The sequence below is a fragment of the Streptacidiphilus sp. EB129 genome (genome assembly GCF_041262645.1).
In the GTDB taxonomy this organism is placed as follows: Bacteria; Actinomycetota; Actinomycetes; order Streptomycetales; family Streptomycetaceae; genus Streptacidiphilus.
The window spans coordinates 12,800-33,769 of sequence record NZ_JBGCCS010000050.1; the positions used below are offsets into that span (position 1 = coordinate 12,800).

Consider the following 20,970-nt stretch of genomic DNA (forward strand, 5'->3'; position numbering starts at 1 on the left):
CCTGCCAAGGACCACCGCTCTCACTGGCGCTATGTCCGCAGAAGTCCCCCGCACAACGTGACTTGGGGCCGACGTGGCGTCAGATCGTGGTCACTGCCTGGTCCAGCGGTCCCTGCCGTCCGAACCCGCCTTGCAGACCAGGGCGGTGTTGTTGGCGCCGATCGCGGTGGCGCCGGCGGTGGCGCAGAAGGCGCCCGCGATGGCGCCCTTGCCGGCCACCGCCGCCGAGGTCCACCGGTCCTTGCCGCTGCTGTCGGCCGCGCAGGTGACGGCCAGGCCCTTGCCGGTCTCGCCCTGCGCCCCCGCGGGGGTGCAGAACGCGCCGACGGTGGCCGAGGTGGTCGCCGGCGCGGCCGAGCCGGCACCCGCCTTCGCCGCGGCCGACGAGGCCGCCGCACCGATGTCCGCCTTCGCCGACGAGACCAGGGCCGAGGCGTTGGCCTGCAGTGAGGACGCCGCCGCCGCGGCGCTCGCGGCCGCGCCGGAGGCCAGCGCCTTCGCGGACGAAACGGCCGCCCCGGCCCCGCCGCTGACAACGCTGCCGACCTTGCTGCTGGTGCTGCTGGAGCAGGCCGGGGTGGCCGCCAGGACCAGCGCGGCGAGCCCGACGGACAGCGCGGCCGCGGAGCGGCGGGGAGTGCTCATCTGGATGACGCCCTCTCAAGGCGGAGTGGCCCGGCGTGCGGGCGGGTCCATCCCGAACGTATGGCCGCACCACCGGGCCCGCCCGGTGCGTTACTCCGTTCCGGGGACCGCCCGCACTGCCGCACACGGCACCGGTTGCAGCGACGGGCGCGCGCGGTGAGCACTTGCGGGCATGCCGAACCTGGCCGCACCCTTGGGGTACGGCCAGGTCGTCCGCGATCTACTTGCGACCGCCGAAAAGCGAGCGGGTGAGCCGCCGAAGCGGCGCAAGCAGCACCATCCGGGCGCCCCGGTTGGGGCGTGCCGCTGGTGAGCCGACCCCACGGGGCGTCAGTTCCCTTATGAGGCCGACTGCTTCCGCCACGTCCACCTGCGGGAGAGCAGGTGCGCCGAGCACGGCGAGGTGGCGGTCGAGCCGTCGGCTCGCCGCACCCGTGCCGCACTGGACCGCGGGAACCCGCGGCCTGCTACGCACGTGCTGCGTTTGATTCATATCCCACCCCTTGGAAGGCACCAGGGCCGTGGAGCGAAGACTAGCCGCCTGGTCTGGGCGGCGTGCAACTGTCCTCCAAAAGGACACGCTACTACCCGTCGTCAACACCCGGGCGGGCAGGCCCCGGACTTCCCTCAGTAAACGCCCCTTTCCCGGGGCGCGGGAGCCCCAGCAGGGGCGCACGGTTGAGCAGTTCACCCTGTTTCGCTCCGGGCTGCGCCGGTCTCAGCCCTCCAGCACCGCCCTGACCTCGGCCACGGTGATCCGATCCGCCGTCACCAGCCGCGTGGCGGCCGCGAGCAGCCCGGGCCAGTGCTCCGCCAGCAGCACCTGCGCCCGCTCCCGGGCCTTCGCCGACTCGCGCCAGTGCAGCCCGACCGCCCGGATCGCCTCCCGGTCGTGCGCCGCGCCGTCCTTGACCGCGCGCGCCCGGCGCGGCGTCCACAGCTCCTGCCGGTGCAGCCAGCGCACCTGCGCCAGCAGGCCACCGTGCAGGCTGGTGAGCAGCACCGCCGGGGTCTCCCAGGTCAGCGCCGGATAGGCGGCCGTGGCCGGGCCGAGGGACACTGCGCAGTCGTCGGCCCGGCGGTCGCCGGTGGCGATCCCCGCGACGAGGTGGCCCACCTCGTGCACCGCGAGGAAGAGGGCGTAGTCGGGGCCGGGCAGCTGCATCGCCTCCCGGATGGTCTGCGGACGCAGTTCTCCCACCATCCCCCCAGCATGGGCCCGCCGCAGGGCCGGCGGAACCCGACCCGCGCCGGGATCCTTCCGGCCGGGCCCGACCGGCCTCCTCAGCCGTCGGTCGGACGCACCTCCACCGGGATGCCGTTGAGCACGGCGGTACCCGACAGCGGATCGAGCGCGGCCTCGTCGGTGAGCAGGTTGCTGTTCACGCCCGGTGCGCGGGAGGCCAGCGCCGAGCGGGTGGCCGGGTCGTCGTGGCCCCAGCCGTGCGGCAGGCTGACCACGCCGGGCATCAGCTCCTCGCTGACCTCGGCATCGGCCTCCACTGCGCCGACCCTGGAACTCACGGTCACCCGCTGCCCGTTCACGACGCCGAGCCGGTCGGCGTCCTTCGGGTTCAGCTGCAGCGTGCAGCGGTTGCTACCTCCCGCCAGCAGCGGCACGTTATGCATCCAGGAGTTGTTGGACCGCAGGTGGCGCCGTCCCACCAGCAGCAGTCCGCCGTCCGGCGCGGCGGTCAGCTCGGCCAGCTGGTCGGCCAGCCGACGGGCCTCGGCAAGCAGTTGCGGGGGCGCCAGTTCGACCTTGCCGCTGGGCGTCCGCAGCACGTCGGGCAGCCTCGGCCGCAGCGGACCGAGATCCAGACCGTGCGGGTTGGCCTCCAGGACGGCCAGGCTCAGGCCCTCCGGGTCGGCGCCGAAGCCGTCGCCGTAGGGGCCGCCGCGCAGCATCAGGTCCAGCAGCCGCTCCTGCCGGCTGCGGTGGGCGACCGCCGCGAGCAGTTCCAGCGGGTCGCGTCCGAAGGCCGGGGAGGAGGGGTCGGCGGCCAGCCGGCGAGCGGTGTCGGCGGCGGTGAGGTCGTCCAGCTCGTCCGGGGTGATCCCGCCGCCGAGCGCGGCGCAGGACAGCCGCAGCAGCACCTCCGACTCGTCCAGCTCGCCCGGCTCGCGTGGCAGGGTGGGCACGGAGTAGCGGGCGTAGTTGCGGATCGCGAAGCCGGTGAAGACCAGGTCGTAGTGGCTGCGCGCGAGCGGGGAGGCGCCGGGCAGGACGACATGGGCGTGCCGGGTGGTCTCGTTGAGGTACGGGTCGACGCTGACCATGGCGTCCAGCGAGGACAGCGCGGCGCCGAGGCGGGCGCCGTTGGGGGTGGACAGCACCGGGTTGCCGGCGACGGTCACCAGGCCGCGCAGCCGGCTGCCGTCCGCTCCCGGCGTGTCGATCTCCTCGGCCAGCGCGGCGGCCGGGAACTCCCCGAAGACACTGGGCAGTTGCCGCACCCTGGTGCGGCGCGAGCCGGGCACCCGGACACCGCGGCCACGGCCCGGTTCGCCGGTGGTGGTCGGCGATCCCGCCGCGGGCTCGGGCCAGAGCACACCACCGGGGCGGTCCAGGTTGCCGGTCAGGGTGTTGACCACGTCGACGAGCCAACTGGCCGCCGTGCCGTAGGCGGTGGTGGTGGTCCCGATCCGGCCGTAGACCGCCGCGCTGGGCGCGGCCGCCAGCTCCCGGGCCAGCCGGCGCACCGTGCCGGCGTCGACCCGGGTCGCCACGGCGACCGCCTCCGGAGTGAACGGGCCAAGGGCGTCCCGCAGTTCGTCGAGGCCGCGCAGATGCGGGGCCGCCTGCGCGGGGTCGGCCAGACCCTCGGCGAAGAGCGTGTGGGCGACCCCGGCCAGCAGCAGCGCGTCGGTGCCCGGTCGGATCGCCAGGTGCTCGTCGGCGATCTCGGCGGTACGGGTCCGGCGCGGGTCGACCACCACCAGCCGGCCGCCCCGGCGGCGCAGCGCGCGCAGCCGCCCCGGCATGTCCGGGGCGGTGAGCAGGCTGCCGTTGGAGACCATCGGGTTGGCACCGAGGACCAGCAGGTAGTCGGTGCGGTCCAGGTCGGGGATGGCGATGGAGAGGTCGGTCCCGTACATCAGCCCGGAGGCGACCTGCTTGGGCATCTGGTCGACGGTGCTGGCGGAGAAGCGGTAGCCGGTGCCGAGGGCCTGGATCAGCACCCGGGTGTAGAGCGAGGCGGCGAAGTTGTGCACGGTGGGGTTGCCCAGGTAGACGGCCACGCTGTCCCGCCCGTGCGCGCGGATCAGCGGCCCCAGCAGGGAACCCGCCTCGGCCAGCGCCTCGTCCCAGCCCACCTCGGTCCAGCTGTCGCCGCGCCGGATCAGCGGCGACCGCAGCCGGTCCGGGTCGGCGTGCAACTGCCCGAGGGCGACGCCCTTCGGGCAGACGTACCCGCGACTGAACGGATCGGCGTCGTCACCCCGGACGGCGATCTGCTGCCCGCCGTCGGGCCCGGCCCCGACGCTCACGGTCACACCGCAGGCGGCCTCGCACAGCGGACATGTCCGAGTACCGATCGGTAGCGTCGTCATGGCCCGGAGCGTAGCCCTCCACCCCGCGCCACCGCACCCCCTCCACGAGGGGGATCCGCCGCCGGTCGGCGCGGTGGCCCCGGGCCGGGCCGGTCGGCATGGTGGCCCCGGGCCGGGCCGGTCGGCACGGTGGCCCCGGGCCGGGCCGGTCGGCGCGGTGGCCCCGGGCCGGGCTACACCCGGGCGTTCGGCGGCTGCCAGCCGGGGACCGGGACGGCGGAGCGGAGGGCGCGGGTGTAGTCCTCGGCCGGGTCGTCCAGGACGGCGCCGCAGTCGCCCTGCTCGACCACCCGGCCGCGGCGCAGCACGAGCACCGTGTCGCAGAGCTGCCGCACCACCGCGAGGTCGTGGGAGATCAGCAGGTAGGCGATGCCGGTCTCGGTCCGGATGTCGGCGAGCAGGTTGAGGATCTGCGCCTGGATGGAGACGTCCAGGGCCGAGACGGCCTCGTCCAGGATCAGCACCTTGGGTTCGGCCGCCAGCGCCCGGGCGATGGCGACGCGCTGGCGCTGGCCGCCGGACAGGTCCCGCGGCCGGGCCAGGGACTGACGCTCCGTCAGTCCGACCTGGTCCAGCAGCCGCTCAGCGGTGAGCCCGCCGCCCGCACTGCGGTCGCCGGCACGGCCGGTGCCCTGACGGCCGCTGTGGTGGCGCAGTACCTCCTGCACCGCAGAGCGCGCGCTCTGGCTGGGGTCGAGCGAGGTGTACGGGTCCTGGAAGACGATCTGCAGCTCCCGCGCCCGGCGGTTGCGCTCACCGGCCCACCGAGCGGGCGCCGTCCGGTCGCGGCCGAGTACGGCGATGCCGCCGGCGCTGGGCCGTTCCAGGCCGACCAGCATCCGGGCCACGGTGGTCTTCCCGGAGCCGGACTCCCCGACGATGCCCAGCGAGCCGCCCGCCGGGACCCGGAACGACACCTCGTCCACGGCGGTGTGCCGGGTCTGCCCGCCCTTCCCGGCCGGCACCCGGAACACCTTGCTCAGACCCGCGACTGACACCGCGTCAGAAGTGCTGAGGTCAGGGGTGCTGACGTCAGGGGAATTCGTCATGCCGAGGCCTCCTGGTCCTGACGGCTGTGGATCTCGGCGACCCGGTGGCAACGCACCAGCCCGCCCTGGAACGGCTCCAGTTCGGGCCGCTCCTCCCGGCACACCGGCTGGACGTGCGCGCAACGGTCGGCGAACGCACAGCCGGGGCCGGACTCGAAGGCGGAGACCGGGCGGCCGGGGATGGCGTCCAGCCGGTCCGCCCGCTCGTCGATGGACGGCCGCGAGCCGAGCAGGCCCAGGGTGTAGGGGTGGGCCGCGCGCCGGTGCAGTTCCTCCGCCTCGCGGACCTCGACGATCCGCCCCGCGTACATCACCGCGACCCGGCGGCAGACCGCGAGAGCCAGGTCGAGGTCGTGGGTGATGAAGACCATGCCCATGCCGCGTTCGCGGCGCAGCCGGTCCAGGATGCCGACCACCTCGGCCTGGATGGTGACGTCCAGCGCGGTGGTGGGTTCGTCGGCGAGGATCAGCCGGGGTTCGGCCAGCAGCACCGATGCGATCATCACCCGCTGCAGCATCCCGCCGGAGAGCTCGTGCGGGTACTGCCGCAGCCGGCGTTCCGGGCTGTCGATGCCGACCTCGGCCAGCACCGCGGCGGCGCGCGCCTCGGCCTCCCGGCGGCCGGTGCCGCGGTTGCGGATGAGCGCCTCGGTGAGGAAGGCGCCGATCCGCCGGGTCGGGTTGATGTGGGCGCGGGGGTCCTGGAAGATCATGCCGACGCCGCGGTCGCGGTACGCCCGCAGCTCGGGGCCGGACATCGCGTTGACGTCCTGCCCCTCGAAGCGGACCGTGCCGTCGACCTCCGCGCCTCCCGGCAGCAGCCTGGTGACGGCGCGGACGGTCATCGACTTGCCGGACCCCGACTCGCCGACCAGGCCCAGGGCTTCGCCCGGGGCGAGGCTGAGGTCGATCCCGTCCAGGACCGCGCGGGAGCCGTCCTCGACGGCCAGCCGGACGGTCAGCCCGGAGAGCTCCAGCAGCGGGGCGGCAGTGGCGGGGTGGGCAGTGGCCGCAGCGGTGCCGTCCGGAGTGGCGCGGAGCGGGTCGGAGCCGCCGGGGGAAGAGCTGGTCATGCGCCGGCTCCCTTCGTGGTGCTGGGCTTCGTGGTGCTGCGCTTCGTGGCGCCGCGGCGGAGGCGCAGGTAGGACTGGGGGCGCTCGCCGCTGATCCGCGCGCCTAGGACGGTCAGCGACAGCACGCACAGGACGATGAGCACCCCGGGCGCGAGCACCGGCAGCCAGTAGCCCTTCATCAGGGCGTCGCTGTCACTGACCATCACCCCCCAGTCGGAGGTGGGCGCCTGGACGGCGAGACCCAGGTAGGACAGCGAGGCGAGGTCGAGCAGCGCGTAGCCGAAGGCGATGGCCGCCTGGCCGAGCACCACCGGGGCGATGTTGCGCAGGATGTGGCGGACCGTGATCCGGACCACGCCGAAACCCTGCACCGCCAGCGCGTCGACATACGGGCTGTTCCGCTGCTGCAGCGCCGCGGCCCGGACGATCCGGGCCAGGAACGGGACGTAGGCGATGGACAGCGCCGCGACCGCGGGGGTCAGTCCGGGGCCGAACAGGGCCACCGCCAGGACTGCGAGCAGCAGTCCCGGCAGTGCGTAGACCAGGTCGAAGACCCGGGCCACGGTGGCGTCCACCAGGCCGCCGTACCAGGCCGCCAGCAGCGCCAGCGGGATGCCGACCAGCAGCGAGATCGACACCACCAGGGCCGGGCCGAGCAGGCTGGTGCGGGAGCCGAACACCAGCCGGGACAGGATGTCCCGGCCGATGCCGTCCGCGCCGAGCAGGTGCGCCGACGAGGGCCCCGCGTAGGAGTCCAGCAGCGACTGGGCGTTGGGGTCGGCCGGGGCCAGCAGCGGTGCGGCGACCGCCAGTACCAGCACGGCCAGCAGGAACACCCCGGCGAGGATGCCGGAGATCCCGAAGGTGCGGCGCAGCCGGGCCAGCGGCGCCCGGGCGGTACGGCCCGGCGCGGTGGGGGTGCCGGCGGGGGCGCCGGGTGCGGCGGCGAGCGTGGTCATGCGGTCCTCCCTGCGGTGCGCAGGCGCGGGTCGATCAGGGCTTGGGCCAGGTCGCTGAGGGCGTTGCAGATGACGAAGGCGGCGACCAGCAGCAGCGCGACGGCCTGCACCACCGGGAAGTCCTTCTGCGCCACCGACTGGATGGTCAGCTGCCCGATGCCGGGCACCGCGAAGGCGGACTCGACCACCAGGGTGGAGGCGAACAGGCCCGAGGTGAGCAGGCCGATGGCGGTGACCACCGGCGGCATCGCGTTGCGGAACACGTGGTCGCGCAGCACCACCCAGCGCGGCAGCCCGCGGACCAGCGCGGTCTGCACGTGCTCGCGCTCCAGTTGCTCGCGCAGCGAGTTGCGGGTGATCCGGGCCAGGAAGCCGCAGGAGACCACCGCCAGCGCGCAGGCCGGCAGCACCAGCCCGCGCAGCAGGTCGGCGAAGCCGGTGCCGGTGCCGGAGGCCGGGAACCAGCCGAGCCGTACCGCGAACACCGAGATCAGCAGGGTGGAGGCGACGAACGGCGGAATGGTGACCGACACCGAGGTGAGCGCGTTGGCCGCGGCGTCCACCCGTCCGGGCCGCAGCGCCGCCACGGCGCCCAGTCCGAGGCCGAAGACGATCACCAGCACCATGCTCATGGCGACCAGCAGCAGCGTGGTGCCGAGGCCGGAACCGACCCGACTGGCGACACTCTGCCCGGTGACCATGGAGTGGCCCAGGTCGCCGTGCAGGGCTCCGGTCAGCCAGTCCCAGTAGCGCACCGGCAGCGGCTGGTCGAGGTGCAGCTGGTGCCGGACCGCGGCCCGGGCGGCGGCGGACGGGGCCCGGCTGCCGAACAGCACGTTCTCCGGACTGCCGGGGGCGAGGTAGAGGCTGCCGAAGATCACCACGCTGGACAGCAGCAGCGTCGTGACCAGACCGCCGAGGCGGTGCAGCAGCAGCCGCCCCATCAGGGTGCCCCGATCGCGGTGGTCCAGGGTCCGGCCACGTAGGAGAAGGTCAGCGGGGCGCCGGTGACGGCCTTGTTCTGGAAGAGCAGGGCGCGCGGCTGGACGATCGGGATCCAGGGCAGGTCCCGGTTGATGATCGCCTGGGCCTGCAGCACGTATCCGGCCCGCAGGTTCACGTCGGGGGTGCCCTGCGCCTTGAGCAGCGCGGCCTCGACGCCCGGGTCGGTGTAGCCGTTGAAGTTCTGCGTCCCGGTCTTCACCGCGTAGCTGGCGTACATCGAGGCGGCCTCGGGGTACTCCAGGTAGTTGATGGTGAGGAAGGAGTCGTAGCCGGCCCGGGCCTTGGGGTCGGTGAACAGCGAGCCGTACTGCTGGTCGGGCAGGCCGACGATCTTCATCTTCAGGCCGATGGAGTCCCCGGTCTGCTGCAGCACCTGGGCCAGCTGGGCCTGGGACGGGGTCCCGGCCGCGTAGGCGAGGGTGACCGCTCTGCCGGTCGCCCCGGCCGCCTTGACCAGCGCGCCGGCCGCGCCGATGTCGGGCTTGCGCACCAGCTGCTGGTAGGCGGCCTGGTACTGGGCCTTCGCCGGGCTGTTCTCCCAGAAGCCGGGCCCGGCCACCGCGTAGAGCGGGTCGGCGGTGCCGCTGTAGAGCGTCTTGGCGATGCCGTCCCGGTCGATGGCCATGGACAGCGCCTGGCGCACCCGGGCGTCGGCCAGGCCGCCGGCGAAGCTGGAGACGATCAGGTCGATGTTCTGGGTGGTGGACCCCTCGGCGCCGACGTAGAGCTTGCCGTCGCTCGCCTTGGACAGCTGGCCCACGGTGGACGGCGCCAGGTCGAAGGCGCCCTGCAGGCTGCCCGAGGTCAGCGCGTTGGCCAGGGCGGCCGGGTCGCTGAGGAAGCTGAAGGTGATGGTCTCGGCCTTGCCGGCCCGGGTCGGGTCCCAGTAGCGCGGGTTGCGCTTCAGCACCATGGTGTTGGTGCCGTCGAAGGAGGCCACCGTGTACGGGCCGGAGCAGACCACCCCGGTGCCGGCGCTGCCGAAGTTCTGCCCGGCCTTCACCGCGAAGGACTTCTCCACCACGGCCGCGCCGAGGATGCCCAGGGCGCGGACGAAGACGTAGTCGTCCTTGGTGAAGCTGATGGTGACCTGCTCGGCGCCGGTGGCGGTGATGGAGCCGACGTCGTTGTAGGAGTCGGCGTAGTTGCTGGCCACGGCCGGGTCCAGGTTGCGGTTCAGGCTGTAGGCGACGTCCTCGGCGGTGACCGGGTGGCCGTCGCTGAAGACCGCGCGCGGGTCCAGGTCGAGCACGATGTGGCGGGCGTCCGGCTGGTGCCAGGCCTTGGCGATGCCGGGGTTGAGCGAGTAGTCCGGGCCGGTGCGCAGCACCGACTCGCAGACGTTGCCGAGGATGGTCTCCTCGGGGTAGTCGGCGGTCTTCACCGGGTCCTCGGAGTACGGGGCGCGGTAGTCGCCGGACCAGGTCAGCGTGGACAGCGCGCCCTTGCCGGGCGGCGTGGTGATCTGGGAGAGCGCGAAGTTGCTGGTGGGCGCGGCCTTGGCGGCGCCGGCGCCGGAGCCGGCGCAGCCGCTGAGGGCGGCGCAGGCCAGCACCGCGGCGGTGGCCAGCGGCAGGACGGTGCGGAACGGGCGGCGGCCCGGCGCGGGGCGGCGGCCGGCTCTCGGCCGGTCTCCGGATGACGGGGTTCCGGGCGTGGGGCCTGTGGTCTGCATCGGGGAAACCTCTCATGGTCGCGGGACGGCGGCTGCTGCTCGCTCGCTGCTACGGCTCTGCTGCTGCGCGGGTGAGCCGCTGTGGGGTGAGCCGCTGCGCGGGTGAGCTGCCGTGGGGGTGAGCTGCGTCGCGGATCGGCTGCTGCGCTGCGGGGGCTACTGCGCTGCGTGGACGAGTTCGCCCTCGACGTAGGTGCGGAGCACCCGGGTCTCGCCGATGGCGAGGGCCGGTCCCGCGAACGGGTCGCGGTCCAGGACGACCAGGTCGGCGAGCTTGCCGGTCTCGATCGAGCCGGTGACGGCGTCCAGGTGGTTCACCCGGGCGCTGCCGGCCGTGTACGCGGCGATGGCGGTGCCGAGGTCGATCCGCTCCTCGGGGACGAGCACCTTGTCCCCGGGCTCGGTACCGCGGCGGTTCACCGCGACGCTGACGCCGAGCATCACGTCCGGGGTGCTGACGGACCAGTCGCTGCCGGCCGCCAGCATCGCGCCGGAGCGGGCCAGCGAACCGAACGGGTACTGCCAGCCGGCCCGGCGCTCGCCCAGGAACGGGATGGTCAGCTCGTCCATCTGCTGCTCGTGCATGGCCCACAGCGGCTGCATGTTGGCGGTCGCGCCGAGCTCGCGGAAGCGCGGGATGTCGTCCGGGTGGACCACCTGCAGGTGCGCCAGGTGGTGCCGGTTGCGGCGGCGTCCGTTGCGGCGCTGGGCCTCCTCGACCGCGTCCAGCGCGAGGCGCACCGCGCGGTCGCCCAGCGCGTGGAAGTGCACCTGGAAGCCCTCGGCGTCCAGCTCGCTGACGAATCCGGCGAGCTTCTCCGGGTCGATGAAGTCCAGGCCGGAGGCGCCGCTGGAGCAGCCGCAGCCGTCCAGGTAGGGCTCCAGCATGGCGGCGGTGTGGTTCTCGGCGATGCCGTCCAGCATCATCTTGACGCTGCCCGCGCTGAACCGGCCGGCGCCGACGGCGGAGGCCTCGTCGCGGCGGGCGAAGAAGAGCGGGAGCTGCTCCAGCCCGCCCTCGCGATCCCACCACTGGGCGGCCCTCACCCTGGCGGTGAGCGTGCCGCGCTCGGAGGCGGTCAGGTAGGCGCTGTAGACGTCGCCGTGGCCGAAGCCCGGGCCGACGGCCGCGTCCTGCCAGCCGGTGATGCCGAAGCCGTGCAGGTAGCGCTGGCCCTCCAGCAGGCCCTGGTAGAGCTCCTCCTCGTCGGCGGCCGGTATGTGCCTGGTGACCAGGTCCGCCGCGCCCTCCTGCAGCATCCCGGTCGGGGTGCCGTCGGCGTCGCGCTCGATCCGGCCGTCGGCCGGATCGGGGGTGTCGGCGGTGATGCCGGCGATCTCCAGGGCCCGGCTGTTCGCCCAGACGCCGTGGCCGTCGCGGTTGGGCAGTGCGACCGGGCGGTCCGGGACGACGGCGTCCAGCAGCTCGCGGTGCGGGGTGCCGCCGGGGAAGGCCTCCATGCTCCAGCCGCCGCCGGTGATCCACGGGCGGTCCGGGTGGGCGGCCGCGTAGGCGGCGACCGCCTCCACGTAGTCCGGGGCGGTCTCCAGCTGGTGCAGGTCGCAGCTGCGCATGGTGGCGCCGCCGAGGACGGCGTGCACATGGGCGTCCTGGAAGCCGGGGAGCAGCAGCTTTCCGGCGAGGTCGACGACCTCGGTGTCGGCGCCGATCAGATGGGCGACGTCGTGCTCGTGGCCGACGACGACGATACGGCCGTCACGGACGGCGACCGCTGTGGCCCAGGAGCGGGCCGGATCGACGGTGTAGACGGGACCTCCGGTCAGAACGAGATCGGCGAAGTGGTGGTCGCGGGACATGAGCCCTCCGGGCGGGGACGGAGCGAGCTGGAAACGTGCGGCGATGAGGTCCGGCGGGGTCGCTGGTCGACGCTCTGCGGCGGGACGCGGTGACCGGACCGGATGAGTGAGCATCACACCCGATGACAGGGATGCTGTCAATGGCATTGACAGGAGCGTCTGGTTAAGATCGGATCTCACCCGGGCCGGTCTGTCGGCCCAGCTGTGATCGGGAGGAGCCGCGGTGGCGCAGGAGGGCACGACAACGCCCAGGAAGCGGGTGGCACTGACCCGCGAGGCCATCGTGGAGGCGGCCTTCAGGCTCTGCTCCCCGGACGGCGGCGGTGTTCTGACGTTCAGTCGGCTCGGAAAGGAGCTGGGCGCGGACCCCACCGCGGTCTACCGGCACTTCCGGGACAAGGACGATCTGATCCTGGCCATGACCGACGTCATGATCGAGGAGTCGGTGGCGCTGGCCACCGTGGAGTCCTACGGGCCTGGACAGTGGCGCGAGTCGCTCACCGCCGTGTCGCGGGCACTGCGCGCGGTCTACCTCGAACGCCCGGCGCTGGCGGTGCTGGCCGCGTCGAGGACCACCGCCAGCCCGGCCGAGACCACCAGCGTGGAACGCATCATCGGCGTGCTGCACCACGCCGGACTTCCGGTGGTGGCGGCCGCCGAGTGCTACCGGATGCTGCTGGACCTCACCCTCGCGATGATCCAGTGCACCGCCTCGTTCCAGGTCCTCGACCCCGAGGCGCAGGCCAAGGACGATGCCGCCTGGGCGGTCAAGTACGGCATGCTGCCCGAGGACCGCTTCCCGCTGCTGCACCACAGCGCGCCGCGGCTCACCGAGCTGTTCCGGGACGACACGCAGGTGTTTGAGCTGGTGCTGGGGACGTTCCTGGACGGCGTCGCCCTGAAGATCGCCCGGGCGAAGGGCGACGGGGGGTCAGGAGTCGTCGGCTGAGCCCCGCCCGCGGCCCTGCTCCTCGGTCCGGCCGCCATCCCGGCCGGCGTCCGGGCCCTGACCCCGATCCCGGGTCCGGGCCTGGTCCTGGGCTTGGGCGTCCAGCTCCTGGGCGTCCAGTTCCCTGGCCCAGAGCTCGTGCTCGCGCCGGGCCCAGGCCCGGGAGACCCGGCCGGTCCGCATGCCGTGCCGGGCCTCCGGGTCCTTGAGCGCCATCCGGATGTGGCCGATCACCAGCACCCCGATGATCAGCGCCAGCCAGTCGTGGACGAAGGTCGAACCGGTGCGCCAGTCCAGCGAGGTCAGGTTCGGGAACCACATCACCAGGCCGGTCCCCATCATCACCAGGACCGCCCCGGCGATCAGTGCCGCGTACCACTTCTGCCCGGCGTTGAACTTGCCCGCCGCCCCGGCCAGCCCGGTGCCGCGCCGCATCGCGCGCCAGGCCCAGCCGTGGTCCTCCGCGCCGAAGCGGTTCAGCCGGCGCAGGTCGGCCCGCAGCGACCGGAAGAACAGCCCGGCCGCCAGCGGTACCGGCAGCAGGATCCCGGACCACTCGTGCACGGTGACCAGCAGTCGCCGCCGGCCGACCAGCTCCGCGAGCTGCGGCAGATAGAGGAAGGCGGCGGTGACGATGGCGACCATCATCAGCGTGGACGTGGTCCGGTGCACCCAGCGCTCGACGACGGTGAAGCGGGTCAGCTCCGTGCGGTCAAGAGGTCGGGGCATCGTTGCGCCCGTTGGACTTGCCGACCCATGCTTCGACGTCATAGCCGTACTGCTCCCAGTAGCCGGGCATGACCCGGTCGGTGACGGTGATCCCGGACAGCCACTTGGCCGACTTGTAGAAGTACATGGGCGCGGCGTACAGCCGCACCGGCCCGCCGTGCGCGTCGCTGACCGGTGTGCCGTTCATCTGGTGCGCCACCATCATGTCCGGGCGCATCGCCTCGTCCAGCGTGAGGCTCTCGCTGTAGACGCCGTCGAAGCAGGTGAAGCGCAGCGCCTTACCCTCCGGCTTCACCCCGGCGGCGGCCAGCAGCTGGGACAGCAGCACCCCGCCGAACTGGGTCTTCGGCACCCGCCAGCCGGTGACGCACTGCACGTCCTTGACCAGCGAGGTCTGCGGCATCGCCTTGAGCTCGGCCAGGGTGTACGTGGCGGGCCGCTCGACCAGGCCGTCCACGGTGAGCCGGTAGGCGGTGTCGCTGCGGTGCGGGATGGAGTCGGCGACGGAGTAGAAGCGGAAGCCGCCGCCGCCCGGCAGCAGCCCGGTCAGCCCGGTCGGATCCTTGCTGCTCACCGTGGCCAGGACGCCGTCCAGCACGTTCTGCGCCTTCGCCCCGAAGGCCACTCCGGCAGCACCGAGCGCGGCCACGCCGAGCACCACCCGCCGCCCGACCGGCTTGCCCGCCGTACCGCCCCTGTCCGCCATACCTCGATTGCACCACTCCGCTGCTGCCTTGACCAGCAAAAACAGCCTCCTGTCAGGGTTCGGTAATCTTCTCTCCCGCGCGGACCCCGCACTGGACTTCTGATGCTGCGTCAGTTACTCCTGATCCCATGGGGACGGACCGGCGGAGTGCGATCGTCACCGGCGGCTCCCGGGGGATCGGCTACGCCGTCGCCCGCGGGCTGCTGGCACGGGGCGTGGATGTGCTGATCACCGCGCGCGACCGGGCCGGGGTGGCGGCGGCGGTCGCCGGGCTGCGGCGGGAGGCGGCGCCGGCCTGGGGCCGGATCGAGGGCCGCACCGGCTCGGCCGGGGATCCGGCCGCCACCGCCGCCTGGGCCACGGCCTGCCTGGACCTGTTCGGCTCGCTGGACCACGTGGTCAACAACGCCGGCGCCAACCAGCCGCTGGCGCCCGCCGTCGAGGGTGCCCCGGAGGCCTGGCTGGACACCTACGCGGTCAACGTCCACGGCCCGCTCGCCCTGGTCCGGGCCGCCTGGGAGGGCTGGATGCGGGAGCACGGCGGCTCGGTGGTCAACGTCGTCACCGAGGGTGTGCACGGCGTCGGCCCCGGCCTGGCCGCGTACGAGACCAGCAAGGCCGCACTGCTGCAGCTGACCCGCCACCTCGCCGCCGAGCTCGCCCCTGGGGTCCGGGTCAACGCGGTCTCCCCCGGCCTGGTCCGCACCGAACTGGCCCGCTTCTACTGGGAGCCGCACGAGGCGGGCCTCGCCGCCGCGACCCCGCTGGGGCGGCTCGGCGAGCCGGAGGACGTCGCCGCCGCCGTGCTCTGGCTGCTCTCCCCCGAGGCCGCCTGGGTCACCGGCGCCGACCTGCTGGTCGACGGCGGCCGCCGGGTCGCCGCCGGTGGCGCGGCCCGGACCCGCCGCTCCGACAGCTGACCGCCGCTCCCACCCGGGCGCTCCCGCACGGGCCGGGTGAGCGCGGGCCGACGACCCGGCACCCGGCCGGGTCCGGGCTGCCGCAGGCGGGGATTGGCCACGGGCGGCGCGGGGGCGGCCCGGAACCAGGCAAGATAGGGGTCGTGACCTTGACTGATCTGATCCCCGCCGACCCTCAGCCCGACGATCTCTTCACCGCGTTCGCGGGCTGGGCCGAGGAGCGCGGGATCACCCTCTACCCCGCGCAGGAGGAGGCGCTGATCGAGGTCGTCTCCGGTTCCAACGTCATCCTGAACACCCCCACCGGCTCGGGAAAGAGCCTGGTCGCGGCGGGCGCGCACTTCGCCGCGCTGGCCCGGGGCGAGCGCACCTTCTACACCGCGCCGATCAAGGCCCTGGTCTCGGAGAAGTTCTTCGACCTGGTGAAGATGTTCGGCACCACCAACGTCGGCATGATGACCGGCGACGCCAGCGTCAACCCGACCGCGCCGATCATCTGCTGCACCGCCGAGGTGCTCGCCAGCATCGCGCTGCGGGACGGCGCGCAGGCCGACGTCGGCCAGGTCGTCATGGACGAGTTCCACTTCTACGCCGAGCCCGACCGGGGCTGGGCCTGGCAGGTCCCGCTGATCGAGCTGCCGCAGGCGCAGTTCCTGCTGATGTCGGCGACCCTGGGCGACGTCCGCCGCTTCGAGGTCGACCTGAAGCGCCGCACCGGCCGCCCGACCACCACGGTCTCCTCGGTGACCAGGCCCGTCCCGCTGTTCTACGAGTACCAGCGCACCCCCATCCACGACACCCTGGAGCAGCTGCTCTCCACCGGCCAGGCGCCGGTCTACGTGGTGCACTTCACCCAGGCGGCCGCCGTCGAGCGGGCCCAGGCCCTGATGAGCATCAACATGTGCTCCAAGGCCGAGAAGGACGCCATCGCGGCGCTGATCGGCCGGTTCCGCTTCACCACCAAGTTCGGCCGCAACCTTTCCCGCTTCGTCCGGCACGGCATCGGCGTGCACCACGCCGGGATGCTGCCCAAGTACCGGCGCCTCGTGGAGCGGCTCGCCCAGGCCGGGCTGCTCAAGGTCATCTGCGGCACCGACACCCTCGGCGTCGGCGTCAACGTGCCGATCCGCACGGTGCTGTTCACCGCGCTGTCCAAGTACGACGGCCAGCGGGTTCGGCTGCTGCGGGCCCGCGAGTTCCACCAGATCGCCGGTCGCGCCGGGCGGGCCGGATTCGACACCGTGGGCACGGTCGTCGCACAGGCCCCCGAGCATGTGGTGGAGAACGAGAAGGCGCTGGCCAAGGCCGGTGACGACCCGAAGAAGAAGCGCAAGGTAGTGCGCAAGAAGGCCCCCGACGGTTTCATCTCCTGGGGCGAGGAGACCTTCACCAAGCTGATCGACGCCCAGCCCGAACCGCTGGTGTCCCGGTTCCGGGTCAGCCACCTGATGCTGCTGTCGGTGATCAACCGGCCCGGCAACGCCTTCGAGGCGATGCGGCACCTGCTCACCGACAACGACGACGACCCGAAGGCCCGCCGCCGCCACATCCGCGAGGCCATCGCGATCTACCGCTCGCTGCTCGCCGGCGGCGTCGTCGAGCGGCTGGACACCCCGGACGAGACCGGGCGCATCGTCCGGCTCACCGTCGACCTGCAGTCCGACTTCTCGCTCACCCAGCCGCTGTCGACCTTCGCCCTGGCCGCCTTCGAGCTGCTGGACGTCGAGTCGCCCGGCTACGCCCTGGACGTGCTCAGCGTGGTCGAGGCGACGCTGGACGACCCGCGCCAGATCATCGCCGCCCAGGAGAACAAGGCCCGGGGCGAGGCCGTCGCCGAGATGAAGCGGGACGGCATCGAGTACGAGGAGCGGATGGAGCGGCTGCAGGAGATCAGCTACCCCAAGCCGCTGGAGGAGCTGCTCGGCCACGCCTACGAGGTCTACCAGCGGGTGCACCCGTGGATCGGCGACCACCCGCTGCGCCCCAAGACGGTGGTCCGCGACCTCTACGAGCGCGCGATGACCTTCGCCGACTACGTGGGCTTCTACGAGCTCGCCCGCACCGAGGGCCTGGTGCTGCGCTACCTGGCCGGCGCCTACAAGGCGCTGGAGCACACCATCCCGGACGACCTGAAGACCGAGGACCTGCGGGACCTGATCTCCTGGCTGGGCGAGCTGGTCCGCCAGGTCGACTCCAGCCTGCTCGACGAGTGGGAGAAGCTGGCGAACCCCGAGGACGAGGAGGAACGCGAGCTGGAGCTGCTGGACGAGAAGACCGCCCCGGTCACCGCCAACGTCCGCGCCTTCCGGGTGCTGGTGCGCAACGCGATGTTCCGCCGGGTCGAACTGGCCGCGCTGGAGCGCTACTACGACCTGGGCGAGCTGGACAACGACGCCGGCGGCCCGCTCGGCGGCGAGACCGGCGGGCGGCGCGAGGGCGGCTGGGACCAGGACCGCTGGGCCGACGCGATGGACGCCTACTGGGACGAGCACGACGACCTGGGCACCGGGCCGAACGCCCGCGGCCCCAAGATGCTGCTGATCGACGAGGAGTCGGTGCAGGGCGCCTGGATGGTCCGGCAGATCTTCGACGACCCGGCCGGCGACCACGACTGGGGCATCAGCGCCGAGGTCGACCTCACCGCCTCCGACGAGGAGGGCCGCGCGGTGCTGCGGGTCACCGCCGTCGACCGGCTGTAACGCCCGACCCGACCCCACCGGGAGCCCGGCCCCGGACCGTCCTGTGGACGGTCCGGGGCCGGGCCACGTTCTGGGATCACTGGAGCCTGGGATCACTGGAGCCTGGGATCACCGCAGCCTGGGATCACCGCGTCGTGGGCTCACTGGAGCGTCCGCCGGGCAGCCCCGGCGATCAGCGCGGATCGATCACCAGGACCCGGACCTCACCCGCCGGGACCGACAGCCGACCGTCGACGGCCCCGTCCCCGGACTCACCGCCCGCCCCGCCCCCGGCACGCAGCAGCTCACGGCCCTGGGCCTCGACCACCGCCTCGGCGGGGCCGTGGTTGATCAGCACGTCGAACACCGTGCCGTCGTCGGCCGTCCGGCGCACCCGCTCGACGTCCTCGGCCTGCCCGGACGGCTGCCGGACCCCGGCGTCGGCGCAGGCCGCGCGCAGCACCGCGTCCAGGGTCGCCGGGTCGGGAGCGGTGGCCACGTACCAGGCCGCTCCGGCACCGAAGCCGTGCCGGGTGACGGCCGGCCGCCCGGCCGCGGGACCGTCGGCGTGGCGCAGCACCGCCGAGGCGCCGTCCAGGGCCAGGTCCTCCGCCCAGCGGGTCGCCCTGCCGTCCCGGATCCCGGCCCCGGCGTCGGAGTCGGCGGCAAGCCCGGTCTGCTCGCCCTCGCGCAGCGGCAGGAACTCCTCGCCGCGCACGCCCAGGATGTCCCGCAGCGCGCCCGGGTAGCCGCCGAGGTGAACGGCGTCGTTCTCGTCCACGATGCCGGTGAAGTAGGAGGCGACCAGCGTGCCGCCGTCCCGGACGTACCCGCGCAGGTTCTCCGCCCAGGCGGTCCGGGTGACGTACATCGAGGGCGCCACGACCAGCCGGTAGCCGCTGAGGTCGGCACCGGGATGGACGAAGTCGACGGTGATCCCGGCACGCCAGAACCGCTCGTAGTAGGCGTCGATCCGCTCGCGGAAGTCCAGGTCCACCGTGGGCTTGAAGCCCAGTTGCAGGCCCCAGCAGGACTCCCAGTCCCAGACCAGGGCCACCTCCGCGCGCACCCGGCTGCCCCGGAGCCCGCCCAGCGCCGCCAGGTCCGCGCCCAGCGCGGTGACCTCGCGCCAGAGCCGGGTGCCGGTGCCGGCGTGCGGCAGCATCGCCGAGTGGTACTTCTCGGCGCCGGCCCGCGAGGCCCGCCACTGGAAGAACAGCACCCCGTCCGCACCTCTGGCCACGTGCGCCAGGCTGTTGCGGGCCATCTCGCCGGGACGCTTGGCGATGTTGCGGGCCTGCCAGTTGACGGCGGAGGTCGAGTGCTCCATCAGCAGCCAGGGCTCGCCCCCGGCCAGCGAGCGGGTCAGGTCGGCGCTGAGCGCCAGGCCGATCTGGTTGTCGGTCTTCGCCGCGGACAGATAGTGGTCGGTGGCGACCAGGTCCACCTCCCTGGCCCAGTCCCACAGGTCGAGGTTGTCGGAGAGCCCGGCCATGAAGTTGGTGGTGATCGGCACGTCCGGATCGAGTGCCCGGACGATGTCGCGCTCCGCGCGGTACAGCCGCAGCAGGGCGTCGGAGCTGAAGCGCCGGAAGTCCAGCTGCTGCGCCGGGTTGGGCTCGGTGGGGGCGTCCCGCGGCGCGTCCACCTCGTCGAAGCCGCCGTAGTGCTGGCCCCAGAAGGCGGTGCCCCAGGCGGCGTTCAGCGCCTCGACGGTCTTGTAACGGTCGGTCAGCCACTCACGGAAGGCCAGCACCGACTGCTCGCAGTAGCAGCGCGAGACATGGCAGCCGTACTCGTTGTGGATGTGCCAGAGCACGATCGCGGGGTGGCCGGCGTACCGGCGGGCCAGCTCGGAGGTGATCCGGGCGGCGGCCGCCGCGTACTCGGGCGAGCTGGGGCAGTAGGTCTGCCTGGCGCCGTAGCCGAGCACCCGGCCGTCCGCGGTCACCGGTCGGACCGTCGGGTTCGCGGCCAGGAACCAGGCCGGGGCCGAGGCGGTGGGGGTGGCCAGGTCGATCCGGATGCCGTTGGCGTGCAGCAGCTCGATGATCCGGTCGAGCGGGCCGAAGTCGAACTCGCCGGGACGGGGCTCCAGCCGGGCCCAGGAGAAGATGCCGAGGCTGACCAGGTTGACCCCCGCCTCACGCATCAGTGCGACGTCCTCCTCCCAGACCTCCTCCGGCCACTGCTCCGGGTTGTAGTCGCCGCCGTAGGCGATGGCACCGAGGTCGAGACGTCGGGTTGTGTGTGTCATGGACCCATCCTGACGGGAGGAGCGATGGTTTCTGAGCGCTGCTGTTCGAACATGTTGAAGCATGTCGTCCGGGTGCAGCTTCCCGCCTCCCCCGGGGTCCCGGCAAGATGCCCGTGCGATCCTCATAGAGTCGTCTCTGCGAAGATTCCGCAGAACATCGTGCGCAACAGAACATCCTGAACACTGGCGTGAGAAGAAGAGGTCCCGCGTTGATCCGAGTGGTCATCGTCGACGACGAGACGCTGGTCCGGTCCGGGCTCAGCCTGATCGTCAGCTCGGCCCACGACATCGATGTCGTGGCCACCTGTGCCGGCGGCGAGGCGTTGGCTGTCGTCGAGCAGCACTCCCCCGCAGTGGTGCTGCTGGACATCCGGATGCCCGACGTGGACGGGCTCACCGTGCTGCGCTCGTTGCGCGCACTGCCCCGGCCGCCGGCCGTGGCGATGCTGACCACCTTCGACACCGACGAGTACATCGGCACCGCGCTCCGCGGCGGCGCGTCCGGCTTCCTGCTCAAGGACACCGACCCGGCGCAGCTGATGCACGCGGTCCGGGTGCTTGCCGCGGGCGGCCGGGTGCTCTCCCCCGCGGTCACCGACACCGTGATCGCCGGCTACCTCGACTCGGGGCCGGACCGGCCGGCGGCCGAGCGGCTGCGCGGCATGACCACCCGCGAGCTCGACGTGCTCGCCCTGCTCGGCGAGGGGCTCTCCAACGCCGAGATCGCCGCCCGGCTGTTCCTCAGCACCGGCACGGTCAAGGACCACATCAGCGCGATCCTCTCCAAGCTGGGCACCTCCAACCGGGTCCAGGCCGCGGTCTTCGCCCACCAGGCCGGCCTGCTGGACGGCCCGGGCCAGGGCCCCGGCGGCCGCAGACCAAACCCGAAACGCTGAGGCCCTCCGGGCCCGGACACCGCAGCCCAGATCCGCCGGCTCAGGCCCAGCGCGGC

Annotated in this window: 16 protein-coding genes and 1 pseudogene; 4 read left to right on the forward strand and 13 right to left on the reverse strand. The window is 73.1% G+C overall.

Going from position 1 to position 20,970, the window contains the following annotated elements:
• Positions 1-90 precede the first annotated feature (90 nt).
• The 10 genes from ABH925_RS34050 to ABH925_RS34095 all read right to left on the reverse strand — a co-directional run bounded on the left by ABH925_RS34050 (position 91) and on the right by ABH925_RS34095 (position 11,779).
• The gene (locus tag ABH925_RS34050) at positions 91-645 is read right to left on the reverse strand and encodes a hypothetical protein (RefSeq protein WP_370154610.1); all 555 of its coding nucleotides are present in this window, start codon (positions 643-645) and stop codon (positions 91-93) included.
• A 220-nt stretch (positions 646-865) separates the two neighbouring features.
• On the reverse strand, positions 866-1,138 hold the full coding sequence (locus ABH925_RS34055; protein ID WP_370154613.1) for a hypothetical protein: 273 nt from the start codon (positions 1,136-1,138) through the stop codon (positions 866-868).
• 225 nt (positions 1,139-1,363) lie between these two features.
• Complete coding sequence (locus tag ABH925_RS34060; RefSeq protein ID WP_370154616.1) at positions 1,364-1,849, reverse strand: hypothetical protein; 486 nt, start codon at positions 1,847-1,849, stop codon at positions 1,364-1,366.
• 80 nt (positions 1,850-1,929) lie between these two features.
• The gene (locus tag ABH925_RS34065) at positions 1,930-4,200 is read right to left on the reverse strand and encodes a molybdopterin-dependent oxidoreductase (protein ID WP_370154619.1); all 2,271 of its coding nucleotides are present in this window, start codon (positions 4,198-4,200) and stop codon (positions 1,930-1,932) included.
• Positions 4,201-4,373: 173 nt separating this feature from the next.
• The gene (locus tag ABH925_RS34070; protein ID WP_370154622.1) at positions 4,374-5,249 is read right to left on the reverse strand and encodes an ABC transporter ATP-binding protein; all 876 of its coding nucleotides are present in this window, start codon (positions 5,247-5,249) and stop codon (positions 4,374-4,376) included.
• Entirely contained in the window at positions 5,246-6,322 is a 1,077-nt protein-coding gene (locus tag ABH925_RS34075; protein ID WP_370154625.1) for an ABC transporter ATP-binding protein, read from the reverse strand. The genes ABH925_RS34070 and ABH925_RS34075 overlap by 4 nt, the downstream gene beginning before the upstream one ends.
• Entirely contained in the window at positions 6,319-7,281 is a 963-nt protein-coding gene (locus ABH925_RS34080) for an ABC transporter permease (protein ID WP_370154628.1), read from the reverse strand. Before ABH925_RS34080 ends, ABH925_RS34075 begins: the two co-directional genes overlap by 4 nt.
• Positions 7,278-8,225 carry an ABC transporter permease gene (locus tag ABH925_RS34085; protein ID WP_370154631.1) on the reverse strand — a complete coding sequence of 316 codons (948 nt, stop codon included), beginning with the start codon at positions 8,223-8,225 and terminating at the stop codon, positions 7,278-7,280. The genes ABH925_RS34080 and ABH925_RS34085 overlap by 4 nt, the downstream gene beginning before the upstream one ends.
• Complete coding sequence (locus tag ABH925_RS34090) at positions 8,225-9,961, reverse strand: ABC transporter substrate-binding protein (RefSeq protein WP_370154634.1); 1,737 nt, start codon at positions 9,959-9,961, stop codon at positions 8,225-8,227. The genes ABH925_RS34085 and ABH925_RS34090 overlap by 1 nt, the downstream gene beginning before the upstream one ends.
• Before the next feature lie 156 nt (positions 9,962-10,117).
• Positions 10,118-11,779 carry an amidohydrolase gene (locus ABH925_RS34095; RefSeq protein WP_370154637.1) on the reverse strand — a complete coding sequence of 554 codons (1,662 nt, stop codon included), beginning with the start codon at positions 11,777-11,779 and terminating at the stop codon, positions 10,118-10,120.
• 223 nt (positions 11,780-12,002) lie between these two features.
• Between ABH925_RS34095 and ABH925_RS34100 the strand changes: the two genes are divergently transcribed.
• Positions 12,003-12,728, forward strand: coding sequence for a TetR/AcrR family transcriptional regulator (locus tag ABH925_RS34100; protein ID WP_370154639.1), 726 nt, complete (start codon positions 12,003-12,005; stop codon positions 12,726-12,728).
• Positions 12,729-12,857: 129 nt separating this feature from the next.
• Here ABH925_RS34100 and ABH925_RS34105 read toward each other — a convergent pair.
• Positions 12,858-13,457 (reverse strand): annotated as a pseudogene (locus ABH925_RS34105) (cytochrome b/b6 domain-containing protein); the annotation flags it as partial.
• A complete protein-coding gene (locus ABH925_RS34110; protein ID WP_370154641.1) occupies positions 13,441-14,163 on the reverse strand; it encodes a molybdopterin-dependent oxidoreductase in 723 nt (240 codons plus the stop codon). The pseudogene ABH925_RS34105 and the gene ABH925_RS34110, both read right to left, overlap by 17 nt.
• Before the next feature lie 128 nt (positions 14,164-14,291).
• Here ABH925_RS34110 and ABH925_RS34115 point away from each other — a divergent pair, with 128 nt between their 5' ends.
• Both ABH925_RS34115 and ABH925_RS34120 read left to right on the forward strand, forming a co-directional pair.
• The gene (locus tag ABH925_RS34115) at positions 14,292-15,083 is read left to right on the forward strand and encodes an SDR family oxidoreductase (RefSeq protein WP_370154644.1); all 792 of its coding nucleotides are present in this window, start codon (positions 14,292-14,294) and stop codon (positions 15,081-15,083) included.
• Positions 15,084-15,226: 143 nt separating this feature from the next.
• Positions 15,227-17,782, forward strand: coding sequence for a DEAD/DEAH box helicase (locus tag ABH925_RS34120; protein WP_370154645.1), 2,556 nt, complete (start codon positions 15,227-15,229; stop codon positions 17,780-17,782).
• A 172-nt stretch (positions 17,783-17,954) separates the two neighbouring features.
• On the opposite strand, the gene ABH925_RS34125 is transcribed toward ABH925_RS34120, so the two are convergent.
• Entirely contained in the window at positions 17,955-20,018 is a 2,064-nt protein-coding gene (locus ABH925_RS34125; protein ID WP_370154649.1) for a beta-galactosidase, read from the reverse strand.
• Positions 20,019-20,227: 209 nt separating this feature from the next.
• Here ABH925_RS34125 and ABH925_RS34130 point away from each other — a divergent pair, with 209 nt between their 5' ends.
• The gene (locus ABH925_RS34130) at positions 20,228-20,914 is read left to right on the forward strand and encodes a response regulator (protein WP_370154652.1); all 687 of its coding nucleotides are present in this window, start codon (positions 20,228-20,230) and stop codon (positions 20,912-20,914) included.
• Positions 20,915-20,970 lie beyond the last annotated feature (56 nt).